Raw genomic sequence first — 16,078 nt, forward strand, 5'->3', positions numbered from 1 at the left:
CCGGACGACATCGATGCCATCCTGGAGTCATGGTGAGCGACATCGTCGCCTGCGTCGGCTGCGGGCAGCGCAACCGGATCCGCCCGATCGCGACCGGCACGCCAGTGTGCGGGAAATGCCGCAAGCCGTTGCCGTGGATCACCGTCGCGGACGACGTCACCTTCGCCGGGATCGTCGAGCAGTCACCTCTGCCGGTCGTCGTCGACCTGTGGGCTGCGTGGTGCATGCCGTGCCGCATGGTCGGTCCAGCCCTGGAGCAGGTGGCCCGCGACCTGGCCGGACGCGTGAAGCTGGTCAAGGTCGACGTGGACCGGGCGCCCGTGCTGTCACGGCGCTTCGCGGTCCAGGCGGTGCCGACCCTCCTGGTGATGAAGGGCGGCGAGGTCGAAGCGCGACAGTCGGGCGCCGCCCCGGCGGCGGTGTTGCGGCGCTGGGTCGAGCAGGCCCTGAGCCTCTGAGCCTCTGAGCCTCTGAGCCTCTGAGCCTCTGAGCCTCTGAGCCTCTGAGCCTCTGAGCCCCTGAACCCCTGAACCCCTGAATCTTGGCCCTTGCGCTTGGCCTTGGCCCTTGCGCTTGGCCTTGGCCCTTGCGCTTGGCCTTGGCCCTTGCCCCTTGGCCCTTGGCCCCTGGCCCCCACGATCCGTGACGCTCATCGAGCGGCGCACTGTGCCCCGGACAGTGCCGCCGTGGAGGGGGTCGGTCTTGCGGCGGCGAGGTCACACGCAGCCGTTGCGTGCGACCCTGCCGTCGCGATGACGACGGCAGGCGTCCACAGCTCCGTAGTGGGTGACCTCACCGTTGTTGCCGGCGACGTCGGGAGCACACGCGAAGGCCGGGCGTGTGCCCCGCGGCTTGAGGGCGGCGGGTGGCGGGCCCGCGGGTGCTGGTTGGCGGGTGGCGGGCCCCCGGGTGCCGGTTGGCGGGTGGCGGGTGTGTGGCGGGTGGCGGGTGTGTGGCGGGTGGCGGGTGTGTGGCGAAGTGGGCGATCTTGGAGGCGCCGCCGTCGGACCCGGCACGGTCGTCCGCGTCCGGTGGCCGGTGTCTACCAGCCCACCGGTACCGGAATTCCCGGATAGAGCTTGTTGACGCCGCTCTCCACACAGGTCGTCACCGACTCGTGCCGGTCACTCGACGCCAGCAGGTCGGGCATGCCTTTCTCGGTGCCGCGCACCTCGATACCTTTTGCCGTCAGACAATTTCGCGTCAACGTCATGAGTTCGGGTGCCATGATGGATTCGGTGGATTTCCGGTACTCATCGGCCACGGCCGAAAGATATGCTGATTGGCAGTCATCGCCATATCCGGCGACGTACTCGTCCGGCTTGCCGGGTGCTCGATACCACAGCATCATCGAAGTCTGGTCGACAGGATTCCAGCCTTCGTTGACCAGAGAGATTCCGTGCGTGGAAAGGCAGCGCTGCAATCCGTCCACGCTTGCCTCGTAATCCTGGCGGCTCGCCACCCGATCGGCCAGAAGGCGTTGCTGGGCCGCGAGCCCTTCGGCGCGCTCGTGCTGGCTCAGGTACTGCTGGGACTGGGCGGTCGGCACCTCGCCGTCGACCTTGCGGTCCGGCTCGGCGCAGCCGGCCAGTCCCAGCAGCAACATCCCGGCCACGAGCATCCGCCGGAGTGGCCGCATCATTTCCGCCTAGTGCAGGATCGTGGAGACCGAGCAGGTTTCACACGACTTGTGCTGGCTGTAGGCGATGCCGCTGAGGCCCGGTGCGGTGAAGCGCACGCTGGGCAGCCCATGCGTCCAGCTGCTGAGATTGCCGTTCCAGTTCACCCGCAGCCAGGCGTGGCCCGAACAGCTGCCGCTGTAGCGAGCCGTCTCGGCCTGACCGTGGTTGCTCCAGCCGTAATAGCCGCAGCCGGCACGGTCCAGGAAGACCGTCTGTTCGTGTGCCTGCGCCGCTGTCGGCGCGATCAGAATCGCCCCGACGAATGCGCCCGCGGAGACGGCCGCCATCGCTGCTGATCGTCGAATCATTCCCCCGGCCCGAAGCCGGTTCGCCCCGTTCTTCACATCATCCTCCGAGTAGAGGTGTCGCATCCGAATGGTCGTCGTGCGCACGATGTCGGCCACCACGGTAAGACACCCCTCAACAAGGCGTCAATGTCGATCAATACCTAAATTCGGTGGATCATTTGCGGTGCTATTCCGTGCCGATGGCGAGCCGCTTCATTCTGTCGATTTCTGTAGTGCTCGAGGGGCGCTGAGCAGTCAGTCGCCGCCATTTGCACGACCGTGACAGAACGGCTACAGAAAGCATCCAGAAATTCTGCAGCCTCGCTTCGTGAGGTCCCCGGACCTGTGCCGTGGAGACGGACATGTGCGGGGACGGGGACGGGGCGCGCGGTTGCGGCCGTCACGCGGCGGGCCGGGGCGAACGGGAACCGGGCGCTGGCGGCCTCGCGGCGCTGACCCGGCCCGGAAGATCACGGTCGCGTTCGCGCCGCGAAGGATCGGGCCGCGGCGATCGCGGTGGCGCCCGCGGCGGCGGCCAGCCGGATGCTGCGCGGTCTGCCCCGCGTGGCCGCGGTCGTCAGCAGGCCCCAGGCCGAGGCGAGCGCCAGCGTCGTACCGCCTCGGCGGCTGACCGCGACGCCCGCGGCCACCGCGGCGGAGGCAGCGAGCAGGCCGATCGCCGAAGCGGTCACCGTGCGTGGGGCCGTCCTGTCGGTCCCGGCCGCGACGGCTCCGGCGGCGATGTTGACCGTGCTGGCCAGGGCGGTCCAGCCCAGTAACAGTCCGGTGCTGGCCGGGGTGGCCGAGGCCCAGCCGGTGCGCGGACGGGTTCCCTGGAGCCGGATGTGGGCCACGGCGGCGCAGGCGGTGGCCACCGGAAGCAGGTATGGCGTGAGCTCGAATCGGTCCCGCTGCGCGGCGAGCGACCAGGCGGTGTTCACCGCGTACGCCCCGATCAGCGGCCATCCGGCCCGGCGGCTGACCGGATCGGACCGTCCACCCGGCAGGCACTGGACGACGGTGGACGCCAGGCAGCCGGCGAAGATCGGCCCCCACACCGCGAAGGCGTAGTCCGGGGGAGTGATCACCGTGTCGTACCGCCGGGTCTGCTCGCCCTCACCGATCAGCGCCCCGAGGGTGGGGGTGGCGACGAAGGCCACGCAGCTCCCGGCGAGCACGAGCGACCGGAGGCGGTCGTGGAAGTCCTGAGACATGGGCACCTCAAACTTGAGCGCCTCACCAAATGAGTAGCTTAGAAACCAAGCTACCGTACGCTGGAACGCGTGACACCCTCCTCACCGGAAACCCCCGCCGATCTGGCATGGACGATGCACCACCTCGCCGTCGCGGCCGCCGAGATGGACGCCGCCGTGGCCCGGCGGATGGGCCTGTCGGCCGGCGACTACCTGGCTCTCAAGCACCTGGCCGTGTCCGAGGAGCCGCTGGGCCCGGTCGAGCTCGGGCGTCTGCTCGGGCTCACGTCCGGGGCCGCGACCGGCCTGGTGGACCGGCTGGAGCAAGGCGGCCACGTCCAGCGCCGGCCGCACCCGTCCGACCGGCGCCGCCAGACGGTCACCGTCACACCTCAGGCCATGCAGCGCCTGGTCACCGAGCTGCAACCGCTGGCCGGCGACATCGACCGCGCCGCGGCCGCCCTCACGTCGGATCAGCGCCGGCTGGTGGCCGAGATCCTGGCGCAGCTTGCTGCGCTGCACCGCAGGCACGCCCGCTGACCCGGTGCATCACGGCGCGGCGACGGTCCGCCCGCCCCGATCCCGGCGGCGCGGGCCCATGTGGCGGAGTGCCGGACGCCCTTGAATTGATCTACCTCTATGTGTACGTTCCGGATTCTGAGGCGAACGGGGGTTGCCAATGACTGTCCGTACTGTTGTTCAAGGCTTCGCACTGGCCACGGCGATGACGGTGGCCGCGGTCGCCGTCCCGGCCACCGCGCACGCAGCCGGTGGTGGGTGCCGCACCTGGTCCAGCGGCGAGTTCTCGTTGACATCGTGCATCAGCAACCAGGGCAGCACCGCGCTGCCCGACGCGTACTTCAACCGGCTGCCGGGCAACTGCACCGGCACTTCGCTCGAGTTGCGTACCACCGGTGGGTCGTTGATCAAAAGTGCCGGCTGGGGCTGCATTGTGGGCCATCAGGGCCCCCTGCCGACGGGGATGAGTTCGGGCACCCGCTACATCGCACGGGCCTGCATCAAGGTCAGCGGTGGCAAGTTCTGCGGTGACAGCTGGGAGGCCTGGATCTGAGGCGAGGCCGCTGACAGCGCCTCGGCCGGTCGCGTTCGATAGGCGACGATGCGGGCGGCTCGTGACGCTGTTTCTTTTGTTTACCGGATGTTCGGTAATATCGGGCCATGGGACGAGCGCCGAGCATTGACGAGGACGCGCTGCTGAAGCGCCTCACCGAGGTCTTCCGGCGCTCCGGGTACGCGGGTGCCTCCCTCACCGACCTGTCGTCGGCGTCGGGCCTGCACCGCGCGAGCCTCTATCACCGGTTTCCGGACGGGAAGCCGGGCATGGCCGCGGCGGTCCTCGACTCGGTGGAGCGGGCGTTCGGCGCGATCCTCGAGCCGCTGAACTCGGAAGACGATCTCTCGGGGGCCGTCGAGGAGATGGCCCGGCGGGTCGGGCGCTTCTACGACGACGGCCGCCTCGGCTGTGTCCTGGACACGATGACCCTGCGCGGCGCGCCGGACGACATCCGGGCCCGGGCCGCCCGTCTGGCGACCGTCTGGCTGGCGGCCATGGCCGATGTCGCCCGGCGAGCCGGAGCCACGCCGCGGGACGCTGATCGCCGGGCCAGAACCGCGCTGGTCAGCATCGAAGGTGCGCTGGTCGTCGCGCGGGTGCTGGAGGATCCGGCCGAGTTCCAGCTGGCCCTTGCAGGGCTCCCGCGGACCCTGCTGACCGGTTCGGACTAGACACCCTTTACGGTCAGGGTCTGGTTGGGGCTGGTGAGGACAATCCTGTCCCGGACCGCCTGATCGCCCAGCCGTGGGCGGCGAACCCTTCCCCGGGCTGTTGGTCGCTCAGCCGTGGCCGGTGAACCCTTCCCCGGGCCGCTTGATCGCCCAGCCGTGGGCGGTGAACCCTTTACCGGGCCGTTGGTCGCTCAGCCGTGGCCGGTGAACCCTTCCCCGGGCCGCTTGACCGCCCAGCCGTGGGCGGTGAACCCTTTACCGGGCTGGAGGCAGCGATATCCCGGAGCCCGGCGCCGAAAACGGCCCTAGTTGATCGTCCAGCACCGGGTCGCGGCGGTAACCGACCCCCGCGGCCCCGGAGCCCACGACGGTAACGCCGGGCCGTCAGCCGACCGGGCGCCACCGACGGCTCAGACGGATGCGGCTGACGGGCAGGGAACCCCGACTGTGAAAGGTGTCTAGGCCGGCAGGGGCGGGTTGAACCGGGACGGCGTCGGCGCCGACCAGTTCATCAGCAGCGCGTACGGCCGGAGGACAGCCTCGTCGAGGTCGAACTCCACCGATCGCGAGCCTCCGGTCCACCGCACCTCGGCACGGCCCGTCATCTGCAGTGTCGTCCCGGTCGCCCAGTCCACGAAGATCAGTCCCGTGCGTGGGTTCTCGGTGATGTTGCCCAGCGTCATCAGCATGCTGTTGCCCACGTAGTCGGGCCACCGCAGCCGGGTCGGCGACAACACCTCGACGAAACCGGGGTTTCCGCCGCGATGCGAGACGTCGGGGTCGCCGTCCTCGGACGCCGACGCGACGAAGAACGTGTCGGCGCGCGCGACCAGCCCGCTCAACGCTTCTTCCAGCGCGTCCACCCGTACGACATTGTCCGTTCCTGATCCTTTGCCCTCTGCCGCCTGCAGACCGGCCACGCTGCGCTTCTGGATGTACTTCGGGCAGTTGGGGAAGCTCTGCTCGATGGTGAGCAGGAGCCCCTCCCGCAGTGGCGTGGACGTGCCGTTCATCCGCAGCCGGATGCGCGTCTGCAGGTCGATGGCGAGCAGGGCCAGTTTGCCGGCACGCCGGGTCATCGGTGCGACCGGATCGTCGCCGGCGAGCCGGGCCAGTACGCGCACCGACTCGTCGTCAGGGGCGGTGACGAAGCCCGGCGGTCCGGCGAACAGCGACGCCCAGAGCCTGCCGTCGTCGGCCTGTGCGCCGACCGCCAGCAGATTCTGATGGGCGAGGAAATCGTCGGCGCCGTCCGGGAGCAGTGGTCGAACCAGGCGCGAGACGGCCGATGCCTGCTCGCTGAGACCGGCTCTGGCCTGGGCCTGCAGCTCTCCCCAGTGGAATACCGCGGAACGGGACATGGTGGCTCCCCTCTGAACGTGATGATCTGGTAGCCCTGCCGGCTCAGCTCCCGCAGGCTCGCCACCCCGGAGGTGCCGGGTGGGTGGTGTCCCGCAGCCTCTCCGGCCGGCGTGTGCCGGCTCCCTGGAGCAGCACCAGCGCCTCACCGTTCCGGCCGTACTCCCAGGCGGCGGCGAGCGCGTTGAACACCCGGGCCAGCGACTCCTCCGTATCCGGGGTCGGGTCGGACAGGATCACCACGGCGGTCTTCGTCTCGGACATCGCGTTCTCCCTTCGCACTCGTTGGGGACGTTCGTATATTACCGAACGTTTTGTAAAATAAAGGTCCGGCGTGGCCCCGCTCACAGGGCGGGACACTTTTCTCCTGCACTGCGCCGTCCGCACCACGCCGGGCTTCGCGTGTGCGCCTGACGTCGCCGGCAACGACGGTGCGCTCCCACACTGCGGATCTGTGGACGCCTGCCGTCGCCACCGCGACGTCAGGGTCACGCGCAGCAGCTACGTGTGAGCCCGCCGCCGGCTCGGTGATACCGGCCTGGGCTACGGCTCACGGCCCATACCGCCACGTTCCGGTGCTGGACGATCAACTACGTCCGTTCTACGGGTCGGGCACCGGGATACGGCTGCCTCCCGCGCGGGGAAGGGGTCACCGGCCACGGCCGGTCGATCAAAAGGCGCCGGGAAGGGTTCGCCAGCCGCCGCCGGTCGATCAAAAGGCGCCGGGAAGGGTTCGCCAGCTACCGCCGGTCGATCAAAAGGCGCCGGGAAGGGTTCGCCAGCCACCGCCGGTCGATCAACAGCCACCCGAACCCGGCGCCGCGGCCGGCGGGCTGGACCCTGACTACGAAGGCTCCCTAGCTCCTGGCGACGGCGTCCAGTCAGGCGTCGATGGCATGCGGATTCCTGCTCCGGGCTTCGACGCGGCCGGCCATGCGGTCGCGCTCCTGCCGGACCCTGCTGACGAAGTCCTCGGCGGGATACCGCGAGTCCGCGGCTTCGGCCAGGCAGGGCAGCACGTTCCGAGGATTGGCATGCCGGAAGCCGCCGCCTCAAGAAGCAGGCACCCGGCGCGGGGCGGTCCACGACGGCTCAGCGTGAGCGCAGAGCGGTCCACGAGAGGAAGAGCATCGCCGCGATGGCGCCGACCGCCAGGGTCAGCGTGCCGGCCGTACCGCCGGACATCGCCCACAGCCAGCCGGCCAGCAGGGCTGTTCCCGAGAGCGCCGCGGCGACGGCCGAGGCGCGCGTCGCCGCCTGCTTCGCCAGCACGTAGCAGGCGGCGATCAGCGCCGTGAACGACACCGTCCCGGCCGCCATGTGGCCGAGCGCGTGCCAGCTCATCGTCGCCGGCACCTCGTCGTGGCCCGCCGGGAAGCCGCCGCCCGGGTCCATCACCAGCAGCCCGGCCGCGATCATGCCGAAGCCGGCGATCCGGGCCAGACGGGGCGCCCACGTCCCGGCCAGGCTGCCGGCGCCCACCACCATGAGCACACCGGCCACCACGAAGTTGGCGATCTGCACCCCGCCGAGCGCGCCGGTGCTGAGCAGGCTGAGCGGGTGCCGCATCAGGTCGAAGCCGTCGCGGGTGGCGGCCTGGGCGAGCGACACCGCCGCCCAGAGCGGCCCGGCGACGGCCAGTGCCACGCGCGGCGACGTGATCGAGTGAGTTCCGGCGGCGGGTGCGGTGTCGTTCTTCATCTTCATGCCCCGACGTCGGTTCCGTCGATGTGACAGGTAATGCTTGGATTACCTGTCACATCGACTCGCTCGACGCCGGGGCGGAAGCAGGCACGACGAAACGGAGAAACACCATGCGTTACCTGATGATGCAGAAGGCCGGCGGAGCCGAACCGGACGCGAAGCTCTACGCCGACATGGCCGCGTTCGTCGAGGAGCTGACCGCCTCCGGTGTCCTGCTCGCGACCGGCGGTCTGGATCCGGCCGGCTTCAGGATGACCTCGGCCGGCGACGAGATCACCGTGACCGACGGGCCGTTCACCGAGGCCAAGGAGGCGATCGGCGGGTTCGCCCTGATCGAGGTCCGCTCGAAGGAGGAGGCGATCGAGCTCGGCCGCCGCTTCCGCAAGATCGTCGGTGACGGCGAGAGCATGATCCACCAGGTCTACGGTCCGTGACCGACCTCTCGGCCACGGTCGGCGCCGTCTGGAAGCAGGAGTCCGCGCGCATCGTCGCCGGGCTCCTGCGGCTGGTGCACGACGTCGGCCTGGCCGAGGAACTGGCACAGGACGCCCTGGTCGCCGCCCTCGAACAGTGGCCGGCGTCCGGCATCCCGGACAACCCCGGCGCGTGGCTCACCACCACCGCCAAGCGCCGGGCCGTGGACCACATCCGGCGGTCCCGCACGCAGGATCGGCTCGCCCCCGACCTGGCCCGGCTGCCTGAACCGACCGAGGACGACGTCCTGCGCCTGATGTTCACGTCGTGTCATCCGGTGCTCCCGACAGAGGCCCGGTTGGCGCTCACCCTGCGTGTCGTCGCCGGTCTGAGCCCCGCCGAGATCGCCCGCGCCTTCCTGGTCGGCGAGCAGGTGATCGCGCACCGCATCGCCGGGGCCAAGCGCACCCTCGCCGAGGCGAACGTCGCCTATGAGCCGTCCGCGCAGCTGTCGTCCGTACTCGAAGTCGTGTATCTGATCTTCAATGAGGGTTATGCGGCCACCTCGGGCGCCGACCTGATCCGCGCCGACCTCTGCCTGGAGGCTCTGCGGCTCGGCCGGATGCTCGCCGTGCTCGCCCCTGGCGAGGCCGAGGTGCACGGTCTCGTGGCGCTCATGGAGATCCAGCAGTCCCGGTCGGCGGCGCGCACCGGTCCGTCCGGCGAGCCGATCCCGTTGCACGAGCAGAATCGTGGCCGGTGGGACCAGCTGCTCATCCGGCGCGGCTTCGCGGCGATGTTGCGCGCCCGGGAGGCGGGCGGTCCGACCGGCCCCTACGTGTTGCAGGCGGCGATCGCGGTCTGCCATACCGCCGAAGAGACCGATTGGGTACGGATAAGCACGCTTTACCAGGCTCTGGAGCGCCTGCTCCCGACCCCGGTCGTCCGGCTGAACCGTGCGGTGGCGGTCGCGTTCGCGTACGGCCCCCGAGCCGGCCTCGACCTGCTCGACGAACTGCGCGCCGACCCGCAGATGGCCGCCTACCACCTGCTGCCCGGAGTCCGCGGCGACCTGCTGATCCGCCTCGGCCGCCCGATCGAGGCCCGGCGGGAACTGGAACGGGCGGCGACCCTGGCCCGCAACACCGCCGAGCGCGACTTCCTGCTGCGCCGTGCGGCCGCCCTCGACGTGCCCGAGGAACACGGCCGCCTGCTCGGCCCGGCGGTGGCCGAGTTCCTCGCCCCGCTGCGCCCGGCCACCGCCCGCGCGTACGGCCAGACCCTGAACCGCATCACCCACCTCGCCGGTGACCGCACCCCTCTGGCCGGCCTGACCGCCGCCCGGCTCGCCGAGATCTTCACCCTGAGCTGGCCTGACGTGGCGCCGCGCACCTGGAACCGTCACGTGGCCGCGATCCGCTCCTTCGCCGGCTGGTCCGGTGAACCGTCGCTCGCCGCCGATCTCCAGCCCCGCCCGGTACCCGCAGGCATCGCGGACCGCAGCCCTCCGCCCGAGACCGACGCTCCGCCGGCGCTTCGTGAACGCGTGCTCTGGATCCTGCTGCGGGAGTCGGCCGCCAAGGCCGGGGCGGTGCTCGCCCTCAACGTCGAGGATCTGGACCTCGACGACCGCAGCGCCCGCGGCGCGACGATCGTCTGGCGCTCCGGTACGGCCGGCCTGCTCCCGGAGTTGATCGCCGGCCGTACCCGCGGCCCGCTCTTCCTCTCCGACCGGCGGCCCGGCCCCGGCCGCCCTCCCGCGCCCGCCGACCTCTGCCCGGAGACCGGCCGGCGTCGCCTCTCCTACGAGCGGGCCGCCTACCTGTGCAAACGCGCCACCGGCCACACCCTCGGCCGCCTGCGTCAGGCATGAACGCGGCCCCGCCCCGCGCCAACGGCCCGGGCGAGCGATCATGGGGTGTGGATTTCGACGTGCTGCTGGAGCGGCTCGCGGTCGACGAGCCGGAGGCCGAGCGGACGCTGGTCGAGGCCGGTGCGCCGGCGGTCGGCCCGGTGCTGGTCGAACTGTGTGACGAGTCCTCGGCCATTGCCTGGTATCGGCTCACCGCTGTGCTGCGGCGGATCGGTGTGGCGGCGTTCGCGCCGCTGGTCGACGCCCTCGCCGCGGCGCCGACGCCGGAGGTGGCTCGCCGATGCCGGTCCGCCTTCGCCGGCCTCGACGTGCCGGACACGGCGATCTACCGGTCGGCGCTGCGCCATCACAGTCCCGCGGTGCGTTTGGGCGCTGTGCACGCACTGCAGCGGTTGAAGGCGCGGGCGGAGCCGTTTCTGCCCGACCTCGTCGCGCTTTTCGAAGACCCCGACGCCGAGGTACGCGAGAGCGTGCGCTGGGCCTGTGGTGCGATCGGCCCGGCGGCCATTCCGGGACTGCGCGCGGTGCGGCGGGGTTCCGGACGCGCCCGCCGGGCGGCGTTGACGGCGCTCGCGGACATCGGTGGGTGGGACGCTCTGGACGCCGCCGACCAGCGAGCGGTCGCCCGGCTCATCGAGGTCAGGTCACCGGGGGAGACCCCTGAGCCGATGCATCTGTGCGGGTCCTGGTACGCCGTGCCGTCGGCCATGGGACAGCAGGCGGTGCTGGACGCGTTCGCGCTGACCGAAGCGCGGCCGGTGACGATGCGGCTCGGCGCCTCCGCCTGGACCAGCGACCACCACAACGGGGACGTCGGCGGGCACGGTCGCTGCTCGCGCATGTACGTCACACCGGCGCTGAACGGCTGGACGCTGGTCTTCGGCACCGTTCCGTCGGTGGCGCACATCGACGACGAGGCGGCGTTCCGGGAGGCGGTACGCGATCACTGCGCCCGGTTGAGCGGGCGGTTCGGAGTCGCCCACTGGTACGGCGCGAGCTGTGGTGACGGCTGGACCGCCTGGTGCCTGGCGGAGGGCGGAACGGTCATCGACCAGTACGACATCTTCGAGAGGGAACCGCCGGACGACGACGATGAGCCGCCGGCCGCCGACGAGCCGGCGATCCGCTACTACGACGACTTCGTGCCCCGGACCGGGCGCCCGGCCGTCCTCTATGAACAGCTCGCCATCGACGGGTTCGGGGTGTCGCTCGCCGATCGGAGTCAGTGGGCGCGGCGCACGTACGACATCCCTGATCATGCCCATGCCACCGACGTCGCGGCCCGGCTCTCCGTCGACCCGGGCCGGCTCGGCCCGGACATCACCGTCACCGGCCGTGGGCTGCTCGCCCTGACCACCTGCGGGACCGGCCGGCCGAGTGTCGCGGGTGCGCTGGCGATCTGAGTCGGATCGACCGGATCGCCGGACACGGCCTCCGCGACCTCACGCACGAGCCGCCCGGTCAGAGCCGGCAGATGGTCCGCAGCGGTGGCTCACCGCGCCATGATTTCAGGCGTACTGTGACCGGATGGATTTCGGGCTGTACGGGCTGCACCGTGACCGCAACGTCGATCCCGAGGTGCTGGCCCGGCGCGCCCGGCTGGCCGAGGAGGCGGGTTTCGAGTCGCTGTGGGTCGGCGACCACATCGCACTCCCGGCCGGAGAGGGCAACCCGCCCCGCCTGGAAGCCATGATCGCGCTGACCTATCTCGCGGCCGTGACCAGCCGGGTCCGCCTCGGAGTCGGGCTCATCGTGCTCCCGCAGCGTCAGCCGGTGCTGCTGGCCAAGCAGCTGACCTCATTGGACGTGCTGTCCGGTGGCCGGCTGACGGTCGCCGTCGGCGCGGGTTACGTCGAGCCGGAACTCAACGCCATGGGTGTGACGCTGTCCGAGCGGGGTGCCCGCACCGACGAATACCTGGCCGTGATGCGGGCGTTGTGGGGCTCCGCGCCGTCGTTCACCGGCCGGTTCGTGTCGTACGACGGTGTCGTCCAGCACCCGTCACCGGTCCAGCGCCCGCACCCGCCGATCGTGGTCGGGGGCCACTCGCCCGCCGCGTACCGCCGGGCCGTCCGGCAGGGGAGTGGCTGGTACGGCTGGGGTCTGTCCCCCGACGAGACCGCGCAGTCGGTGCGCACCCTGGCCGAGACCGCCCGTGGCGGGCAGCGGCCGGCCGGGCTGGGCGAGCTGGAGATCACGCTCACGCCGTCGGAGGTGCCGGACCTCGACACGGTCCGCCGGTACGCCGACGCGGGCGTCGACCGGCTGATCATCGAACTGGAGGGCATCGACGACGACGAGGTCGACGGCGTGATCGCCTCGGTCGGGGAGAAGCTGGTCGGCCAGGTCTGATCCACTCGACCGTCATGGGCTTCGAACAGGACTGGCGGAACCTGGTCCAGGGCGACGATCGGATCTCCGCTGCCGGGGTCGCGGCCGGCCGGCCCGGCGGCGACGTCTGGACCGACGGCGACGACCTGCTCTTTCCGGCGTGCTCGATCAGCAAGCACGTCACCGCGTTCGGGACGCTGCGGCTGGTCGCCGACCGGGTACTCGACCTCGACGCGGACGTCAACACGTACCTCGGCTCCTGGCGGCTTCCGGGAGACGGCACGGTGACCGTGCGGCAGCTGCTCGCCCACACCGCGGGCCTGACCAGCAACTGGTTCCCCGGATACGCGGCGGGCGCACCCGTACCCTCGATGGCTCAGATCCTCCGGGGTGAGCCGCCGGCCAACACGCCACCGGTCCGGCGGGAGCTGCCTCCGGGCACCGAGTTCCGGTACTCCGGCAGCCACTACGCCGTCCTCGAGCAGCTTCTCAGAGACGTGACCGGGACCCCGTTCGAGGAGCTGATGGCGGCGCTCGTGCTGGAACCGGTGGGCATGGTGGACAGCAGCTTCGACCAGGGTTTCCCGTACGTCCATCGCGAACGCGCCGCCCGCGGCCAGTCCGGTGGTGTCCCGATACCGGGCGGCTGGCACACGCAGCCGGAGCTGGCCGGTGCCGGTCTGTGGAGCACGCCGGCCGACCTGGTCCGGCTGGAGTGCGAGATCCTCCGTGCGGCCGCGGGTGAATCCGCCCTGCTCGCACCGGAGCTGGCCGTGCAGATGCTGACGCCGCAGGTCCCCGGTGGGTTCGGGCTCGGCACCGAGCTCGGCGAGGGGTGTTTCGGGCACACCGGGCAGAACACCGGCTACAACTGCCTCTCGTTCGCCTGGCCCGGGTCGGGCACGGCCGTGGCCGTGATGACGAACGCCGAGGACTGCGGCGACACGCTGCGCGTCCTCTTCGAACTGGCCGGCCGCCGGTGTCGGACCTCGGATAGTGGGTAGAAACCCTTCGATGGCCTGAAGTTCGGTGGGAGGTGGAGCGTGCGCGGGACCACGTCGGCGACGGCGGGACGGCGCATCGTCCAGCTTCTGCTGATGATCGGACTGTTCGCCGGCGCCTACCTGGCCCTGAGCATGTTCGACCACGCCGCCCGCGCCGACGAGGGGAATCCGGCCGCGATCCCGAAGCCGTCCGTCGGCACCGGAGAGATCGCCGCCGTCCCGCGAGCCGCGAAGGCCTCGACCACCGGCCGGAGGTCCATTCCGGTGCCGGCGGAGACGCCGGCCGTCAGGAAGCCGGTGCGGATCGGCAATCCGGCCGTCAGGAAGCCGCCGGTGCGGATCGAGAAGGCGGCGATTCGGAAGGCCGTTCCGGTGCGGGTGGCGAAGCCGGAGATACGGACGGCGGCGCCGCTGAAGATCGTGAAGCCGCGTGTCGCCCTGCCGGTGGTGGAGACGCGTGCGGTCCGGCCGCGGGTCGTGCTGCGAGAGGCCACCACGGCGGTGGAGACGCTTGCGGTCCGGTCGCGGGAGGCCCTGCGAGAGACCACCGCGGCGGTACGGCACGCGGCCGGCCGGACGGCGCCGGCGATGGTGGCCACGTTGCCCGTGACTGCTTCCGGCGTACCGGCGGGTGGTTCTGATCTTGCCGTTCTGCCGGCTCGGGCTTCGGTTGTCGTGGGCGCCGCCCAAGCCTCGCCCCCGGCGGCTCCCGTCGGCTCACCTGTCGTGAAGCCGCGGGCGGCTCCCGCCGGGTCACCGGTCGTGAAGCCGCAGGCGACTCCCGGCGGGTCACCGGCAGTGAAGAGGCCGGCGGCGGTCGACGCGGCGGTCGAACCTCGCGCGAACGAGGACGGGCCCGGTCCCGCCTCGCCACCGCCCTCGGACGGTCAGTGTGCCGCCGCGGGCCCGTCGCAGAGCTCCGGCGGCGCGTCGCCGATGAGTGCCGGCCCCTCGTCGTGGTGGCCCGGACTGTCGGCCGCCACTGTCCCGCCTTCCACGAATGTGCACGTCACCGGGCGATCCGTCCGGTATTGCGGTCCTCCCAGCTGATCACGCGGCCCGGAATCGGGCGGCGCCGGTGACTCGACCCGGTGGCGCCTCCTCCCGCCGGCCTCCTGCTCGGATGCCGGCGTCCCCCGCACGGAAACCCTGGCTGGGAGGCCTTCGTGATCCGCATTCTGCTCGTCGAACCGATGAATCTGCTGCGCGGCGCCCTCGCCGCGACCCTGTCACTGGAAGAGGACCTGACCGTCGTCGCCGAACTGGGCCGCCTTCACGAGGCGCTCGGCATGGCCCGCGCCGTCCCGCCGGACGTGGCGGTCGTCGACATCGCACTGCTGGCCGGTGACGGCCTGCAACTGCTCGCCCGCCTCGGCGCGGAGCATCCCGGCTGCGCGACGCTGGTGCTGGCCGGCCCGGACGCTCCGGGACGGGTCACCCGCGCGCTGGACGGCCACGTCCGCGGCGTGATCGGCACCCAGGCCGCGCCCCGGGAGTTGATCCGGGCCATCCGCCGGCTGTCGCGGGGCGAACGGGTCATCGACGCCCGCCTGGCCGTGGCCATGGTCGCCGCGGGCCGCAGCCCGCTGTCGGCGCGCGAGGCCGACGTGCTGCGGGTCGCCGGCTCCGGGATGCCCTCCGCGGAGGTCGCCGCCACGCTGCACCTGACGGCCGGAACCGTCCGCAACTACCTGTCGGTGATCCTGCGCAAGACCGGAACCCGCAACCGCCTCGAAGCGGTCCGGGTCGCCGAGGACGCGGGCTGGCTCGCATGACCGGCCGACATGACAGGGGGCACCCCGGACCGATGACAGAACTCACTGTGGCGGGCGCCGGAACACATCGAGGCTTGTCGGTGTAACCCGGAACCGGATGTGAACCAGGGAGGAACCGTGACACACCGCCAACGGCTCTCGATGATCGTCGTCATGCTGCTCGCGGCGCTGGGGCTGGCCGCCACCGGCACCGGCGCCGCCGCCGCCCCACAGACCCGCACGGTCGCGCCGCCCGCCGCGGCCGCCGTGCCGAGCGCGCCGATCACCGGCACCTTCACCGATGCGGCGGGCGGCACCGGCTCGTTCGCGGGCAGCTTCACGCCGACCGCCTTCGCGGCCCGCGACGGTGACGTGGTGGCCACCGGAACACTGACCGGAACGCTCACCGACTCGACCGGCGCCACGGTCGGCACCGTCGAGGAGACCGTCACCACGCCCGCGGCCGTCGCTCAGGCGACCTGCCGGATCCTGGACCTCACCCTCGGCCCGCTGCACCTGGACCTGCTCGGGCTCGTGGTCGACCTGAACCAGGTCCACCTCGTGATCAACGCGGTGTCCGGGGCCGGCAACCTGGTCGGCAACCTGCTGTGCGCGATCGCCGGCCTGCTCGACCCGTTCCCCAGCGCCGACGCACTGGCCGCACTTCTCAACCTGCTGCTGGCGCTGCTCGGACGCGCCTGATCCGCGCCCGCACCTGATCGACCGTGGAC

General features: G+C 71.4%; 19 protein-coding genes. 12 read left to right on the forward strand and 7 right to left on the reverse strand.

What is annotated here, in order from left to right; translation table 11 throughout:
* Positions 1 to 29 precede the first annotated feature (29 nt).
* The gene (trxA, locus tag CLV67_RS11335) at positions 30 to 458 is read left to right on the forward strand and encodes a thioredoxin (RefSeq protein WP_106317257.1); all 429 of its coding nucleotides are present in this window, start codon (positions 30 to 32) and stop codon (positions 456 to 458) included.
* A 584-nt stretch (positions 459 to 1,042) separates the two neighbouring features.
* Here the strand turns inward: trxA and CLV67_RS11340 are convergent.
* The 3 genes from CLV67_RS11340 to CLV67_RS11350 all read right to left on the reverse strand — a co-directional run bounded on the left by CLV67_RS11340 (position 1,043) and on the right by CLV67_RS11350 (position 3,183).
* Positions 1,043 to 1,621 carry a hypothetical protein gene (locus CLV67_RS11340; RefSeq protein WP_106317258.1) on the reverse strand — a complete coding sequence of 193 codons (579 nt, stop codon included), beginning with the start codon at positions 1,619 to 1,621 and terminating at the stop codon, positions 1,043 to 1,045.
* A gap of 27 nt (positions 1,622 to 1,648) precedes the next feature.
* Positions 1,649 to 2,089 carry a hypothetical protein gene (locus tag CLV67_RS11345; protein ID WP_146169052.1) on the reverse strand — a complete coding sequence of 147 codons (441 nt, stop codon included), beginning with the start codon at positions 2,087 to 2,089 and terminating at the stop codon, positions 1,649 to 1,651.
* 350 nt (positions 2,090 to 2,439) lie between these two features.
* Positions 2,440 to 3,183 carry a hypothetical protein gene (locus CLV67_RS11350; protein ID WP_106317261.1) on the reverse strand — a complete coding sequence of 248 codons (744 nt, stop codon included), beginning with the start codon at positions 3,181 to 3,183 and terminating at the stop codon, positions 2,440 to 2,442.
* Between the two features lie 69 nt (positions 3,184 to 3,252).
* Between CLV67_RS11350 and CLV67_RS11355 the strand changes: the two genes are divergently transcribed.
* The 3 genes from CLV67_RS11355 to CLV67_RS11365 all read left to right on the forward strand — a co-directional run bounded on the left by CLV67_RS11355 (position 3,253) and on the right by CLV67_RS11365 (position 4,908).
* Complete coding sequence (locus CLV67_RS11355; RefSeq protein ID WP_146169053.1) at positions 3,253 to 3,702, forward strand: MarR family winged helix-turn-helix transcriptional regulator; 450 nt, start codon at positions 3,253 to 3,255, stop codon at positions 3,700 to 3,702.
* Between the two features lie 139 nt (positions 3,703 to 3,841).
* On the forward strand, positions 3,842 to 4,234 hold the full coding sequence (locus CLV67_RS11360) for a hypothetical protein (protein WP_146169054.1): 393 nt from the start codon (positions 3,842 to 3,844) through the stop codon (positions 4,232 to 4,234).
* A 107-nt stretch (positions 4,235 to 4,341) separates the two neighbouring features.
* On the forward strand, positions 4,342 to 4,908 hold the full coding sequence (locus CLV67_RS11365) for a TetR/AcrR family transcriptional regulator (RefSeq protein ID WP_106317267.1): 567 nt from the start codon (positions 4,342 to 4,344) through the stop codon (positions 4,906 to 4,908).
* 458 nt (positions 4,909 to 5,366) lie between these two features.
* On the opposite strand, the gene CLV67_RS11370 is transcribed toward CLV67_RS11365, so the two are convergent.
* From CLV67_RS11370 to CLV67_RS11380, 4 genes are all read right to left on the reverse strand, one after another.
* Entirely contained in the window at positions 5,367 to 6,269 is a 903-nt protein-coding gene (locus CLV67_RS11370; protein WP_106317269.1) for a pyridoxamine 5'-phosphate oxidase family protein, read from the reverse strand.
* Positions 6,270 to 6,312: 43 nt separating this feature from the next.
* Positions 6,313 to 6,531 (reverse strand): hypothetical protein, encoded by a 219-nt coding sequence (locus tag CLV67_RS11375; RefSeq protein WP_203736883.1) that lies wholly within the window; start codon positions 6,529 to 6,531, stop codon positions 6,313 to 6,315.
* Between the two features lie 617 nt (positions 6,532 to 7,148).
* Positions 7,149 to 7,286 (reverse strand): hypothetical protein, encoded by a 138-nt coding sequence (locus CLV67_RS51820; protein ID WP_170153808.1) that lies wholly within the window; start codon positions 7,284 to 7,286, stop codon positions 7,149 to 7,151.
* 73 nt (positions 7,287 to 7,359) lie between these two features.
* Positions 7,360 to 7,974 carry a DUF998 domain-containing protein gene (locus tag CLV67_RS11380; protein ID WP_106317271.1) on the reverse strand — a complete coding sequence of 205 codons (615 nt, stop codon included), beginning with the start codon at positions 7,972 to 7,974 and terminating at the stop codon, positions 7,360 to 7,362.
* Positions 7,975 to 8,081: 107 nt separating this feature from the next.
* Here CLV67_RS11380 and CLV67_RS11385 point away from each other — a divergent pair, with 107 nt between their 5' ends.
* The 8 genes from CLV67_RS11385 (at position 8,082) to CLV67_RS11420 (ending at position 16,049) form a co-directional block, all read left to right on the forward strand.
* Entirely contained in the window at positions 8,082 to 8,405 is a 324-nt protein-coding gene (locus CLV67_RS11385; protein WP_106317273.1) for a YciI family protein, read from the forward strand.
* The gene (locus tag CLV67_RS54560) at positions 8,402 to 10,258 is read left to right on the forward strand and encodes a DUF6596 domain-containing protein (RefSeq protein WP_106317275.1); all 1,857 of its coding nucleotides are present in this window, start codon (positions 8,402 to 8,404) and stop codon (positions 10,256 to 10,258) included. The genes CLV67_RS11385 and CLV67_RS54560 overlap by 4 nt, the downstream gene beginning before the upstream one ends.
* Before the next feature lie 47 nt (positions 10,259 to 10,305).
* Positions 10,306 to 11,661: a HEAT repeat domain-containing protein gene (locus CLV67_RS11395; RefSeq protein WP_170153809.1), complete on the forward strand. Its 1,356-nt coding sequence runs from the start codon at positions 10,306 to 10,308 to the stop codon at positions 11,659 to 11,661.
* 124 nt (positions 11,662 to 11,785) lie between these two features.
* Positions 11,786 to 12,610 carry an LLM class F420-dependent oxidoreductase gene (locus CLV67_RS11400; protein ID WP_106317279.1) on the forward strand — a complete coding sequence of 275 codons (825 nt, stop codon included), beginning with the start codon at positions 11,786 to 11,788 and terminating at the stop codon, positions 12,608 to 12,610.
* Positions 12,611 to 12,624: 14 nt separating this feature from the next.
* On the forward strand, positions 12,625 to 13,593 hold the full coding sequence (locus CLV67_RS11405; RefSeq protein ID WP_106317281.1) for a serine hydrolase domain-containing protein: 969 nt from the start codon (positions 12,625 to 12,627) through the stop codon (positions 13,591 to 13,593).
* A 39-nt stretch (positions 13,594 to 13,632) separates the two neighbouring features.
* Entirely contained in the window at positions 13,633 to 14,643 is a 1,011-nt protein-coding gene (locus tag CLV67_RS11410) for a hypothetical protein (protein WP_106317283.1), read from the forward strand.
* A gap of 116 nt (positions 14,644 to 14,759) precedes the next feature.
* A complete protein-coding gene (locus CLV67_RS11415; protein ID WP_106317285.1) occupies positions 14,760 to 15,368 on the forward strand; it encodes a response regulator transcription factor in 609 nt (202 codons plus the stop codon).
* A 117-nt stretch (positions 15,369 to 15,485) separates the two neighbouring features.
* Positions 15,486 to 16,049 carry a hypothetical protein gene (locus tag CLV67_RS11420; RefSeq protein ID WP_106317287.1) on the forward strand — a complete coding sequence of 188 codons (564 nt, stop codon included), beginning with the start codon at positions 15,486 to 15,488 and terminating at the stop codon, positions 16,047 to 16,049.
* Positions 16,050 to 16,078 lie beyond the last annotated feature (29 nt).

This window comes from Actinoplanes italicus, assembly GCF_003001815.1.
Lineage (GTDB): Bacteria > Actinomycetota > Actinomycetes > Mycobacteriales > Micromonosporaceae > Actinoplanes > Actinoplanes italicus.

What these genes read in the sequence shown, in the direction of transcription:
- CLV67_RS11340 (WP_106317258.1), bottom strand. Translation starts at nt 1,621, where the DNA reads ATGCTCGTGGCCGGGATGTTGCTGCTGGGACTGGCCGGCTGCGCCGAG.
- trxA (WP_106317257.1), top strand. Translation starts at nt 30, where the DNA reads ATGGTGAGCGACATCGTCGCCTGCGTCGGCTGCGGGCAGCGCAACCGG.
- CLV67_RS11350 (WP_106317261.1), bottom strand. Translation starts at nt 3,183, where the DNA reads ATGTCTCAGGACTTCCACGACCGCCTCCGGTCGCTCGTGCTCGCCGGG.
- CLV67_RS11365 (WP_106317267.1), top strand. Translation starts at nt 4,342, where the DNA reads ATGGGACGAGCGCCGAGCATTGACGAGGACGCGCTGCTGAAGCGCCTC.
- CLV67_RS11375 (WP_203736883.1), bottom strand. Translation starts at nt 6,531, where the DNA reads ATGTCCGAGACGAAGACCGCCGTGGTGATCCTGTCCGACCCGACCCCG.
- CLV67_RS11405 (WP_106317281.1), top strand. Translation starts at nt 12,625, where the DNA reads ATGGGCTTCGAACAGGACTGGCGGAACCTGGTCCAGGGCGACGATCGG.
- CLV67_RS11370 (WP_106317269.1), bottom strand. Translation starts at nt 6,269, where the DNA reads ATGTCCCGTTCCGCGGTATTCCACTGGGGAGAGCTGCAGGCCCAGGCC.
- CLV67_RS11380 (WP_106317271.1), bottom strand. Translation starts at nt 7,974, where the DNA reads ATGAAGATGAAGAACGACACCGCACCCGCCGCCGGAACTCACTCGATC.
- CLV67_RS11360 (WP_146169054.1), top strand. Translation starts at nt 3,842, where the DNA reads ATGACTGTCCGTACTGTTGTTCAAGGCTTCGCACTGGCCACGGCGATG.
- CLV67_RS11400 (WP_106317279.1), top strand. Translation starts at nt 11,786, where the DNA reads ATGGATTTCGGGCTGTACGGGCTGCACCGTGACCGCAACGTCGATCCC.
- CLV67_RS11385 (WP_106317273.1), top strand. Translation starts at nt 8,082, where the DNA reads ATGCGTTACCTGATGATGCAGAAGGCCGGCGGAGCCGAACCGGACGCG.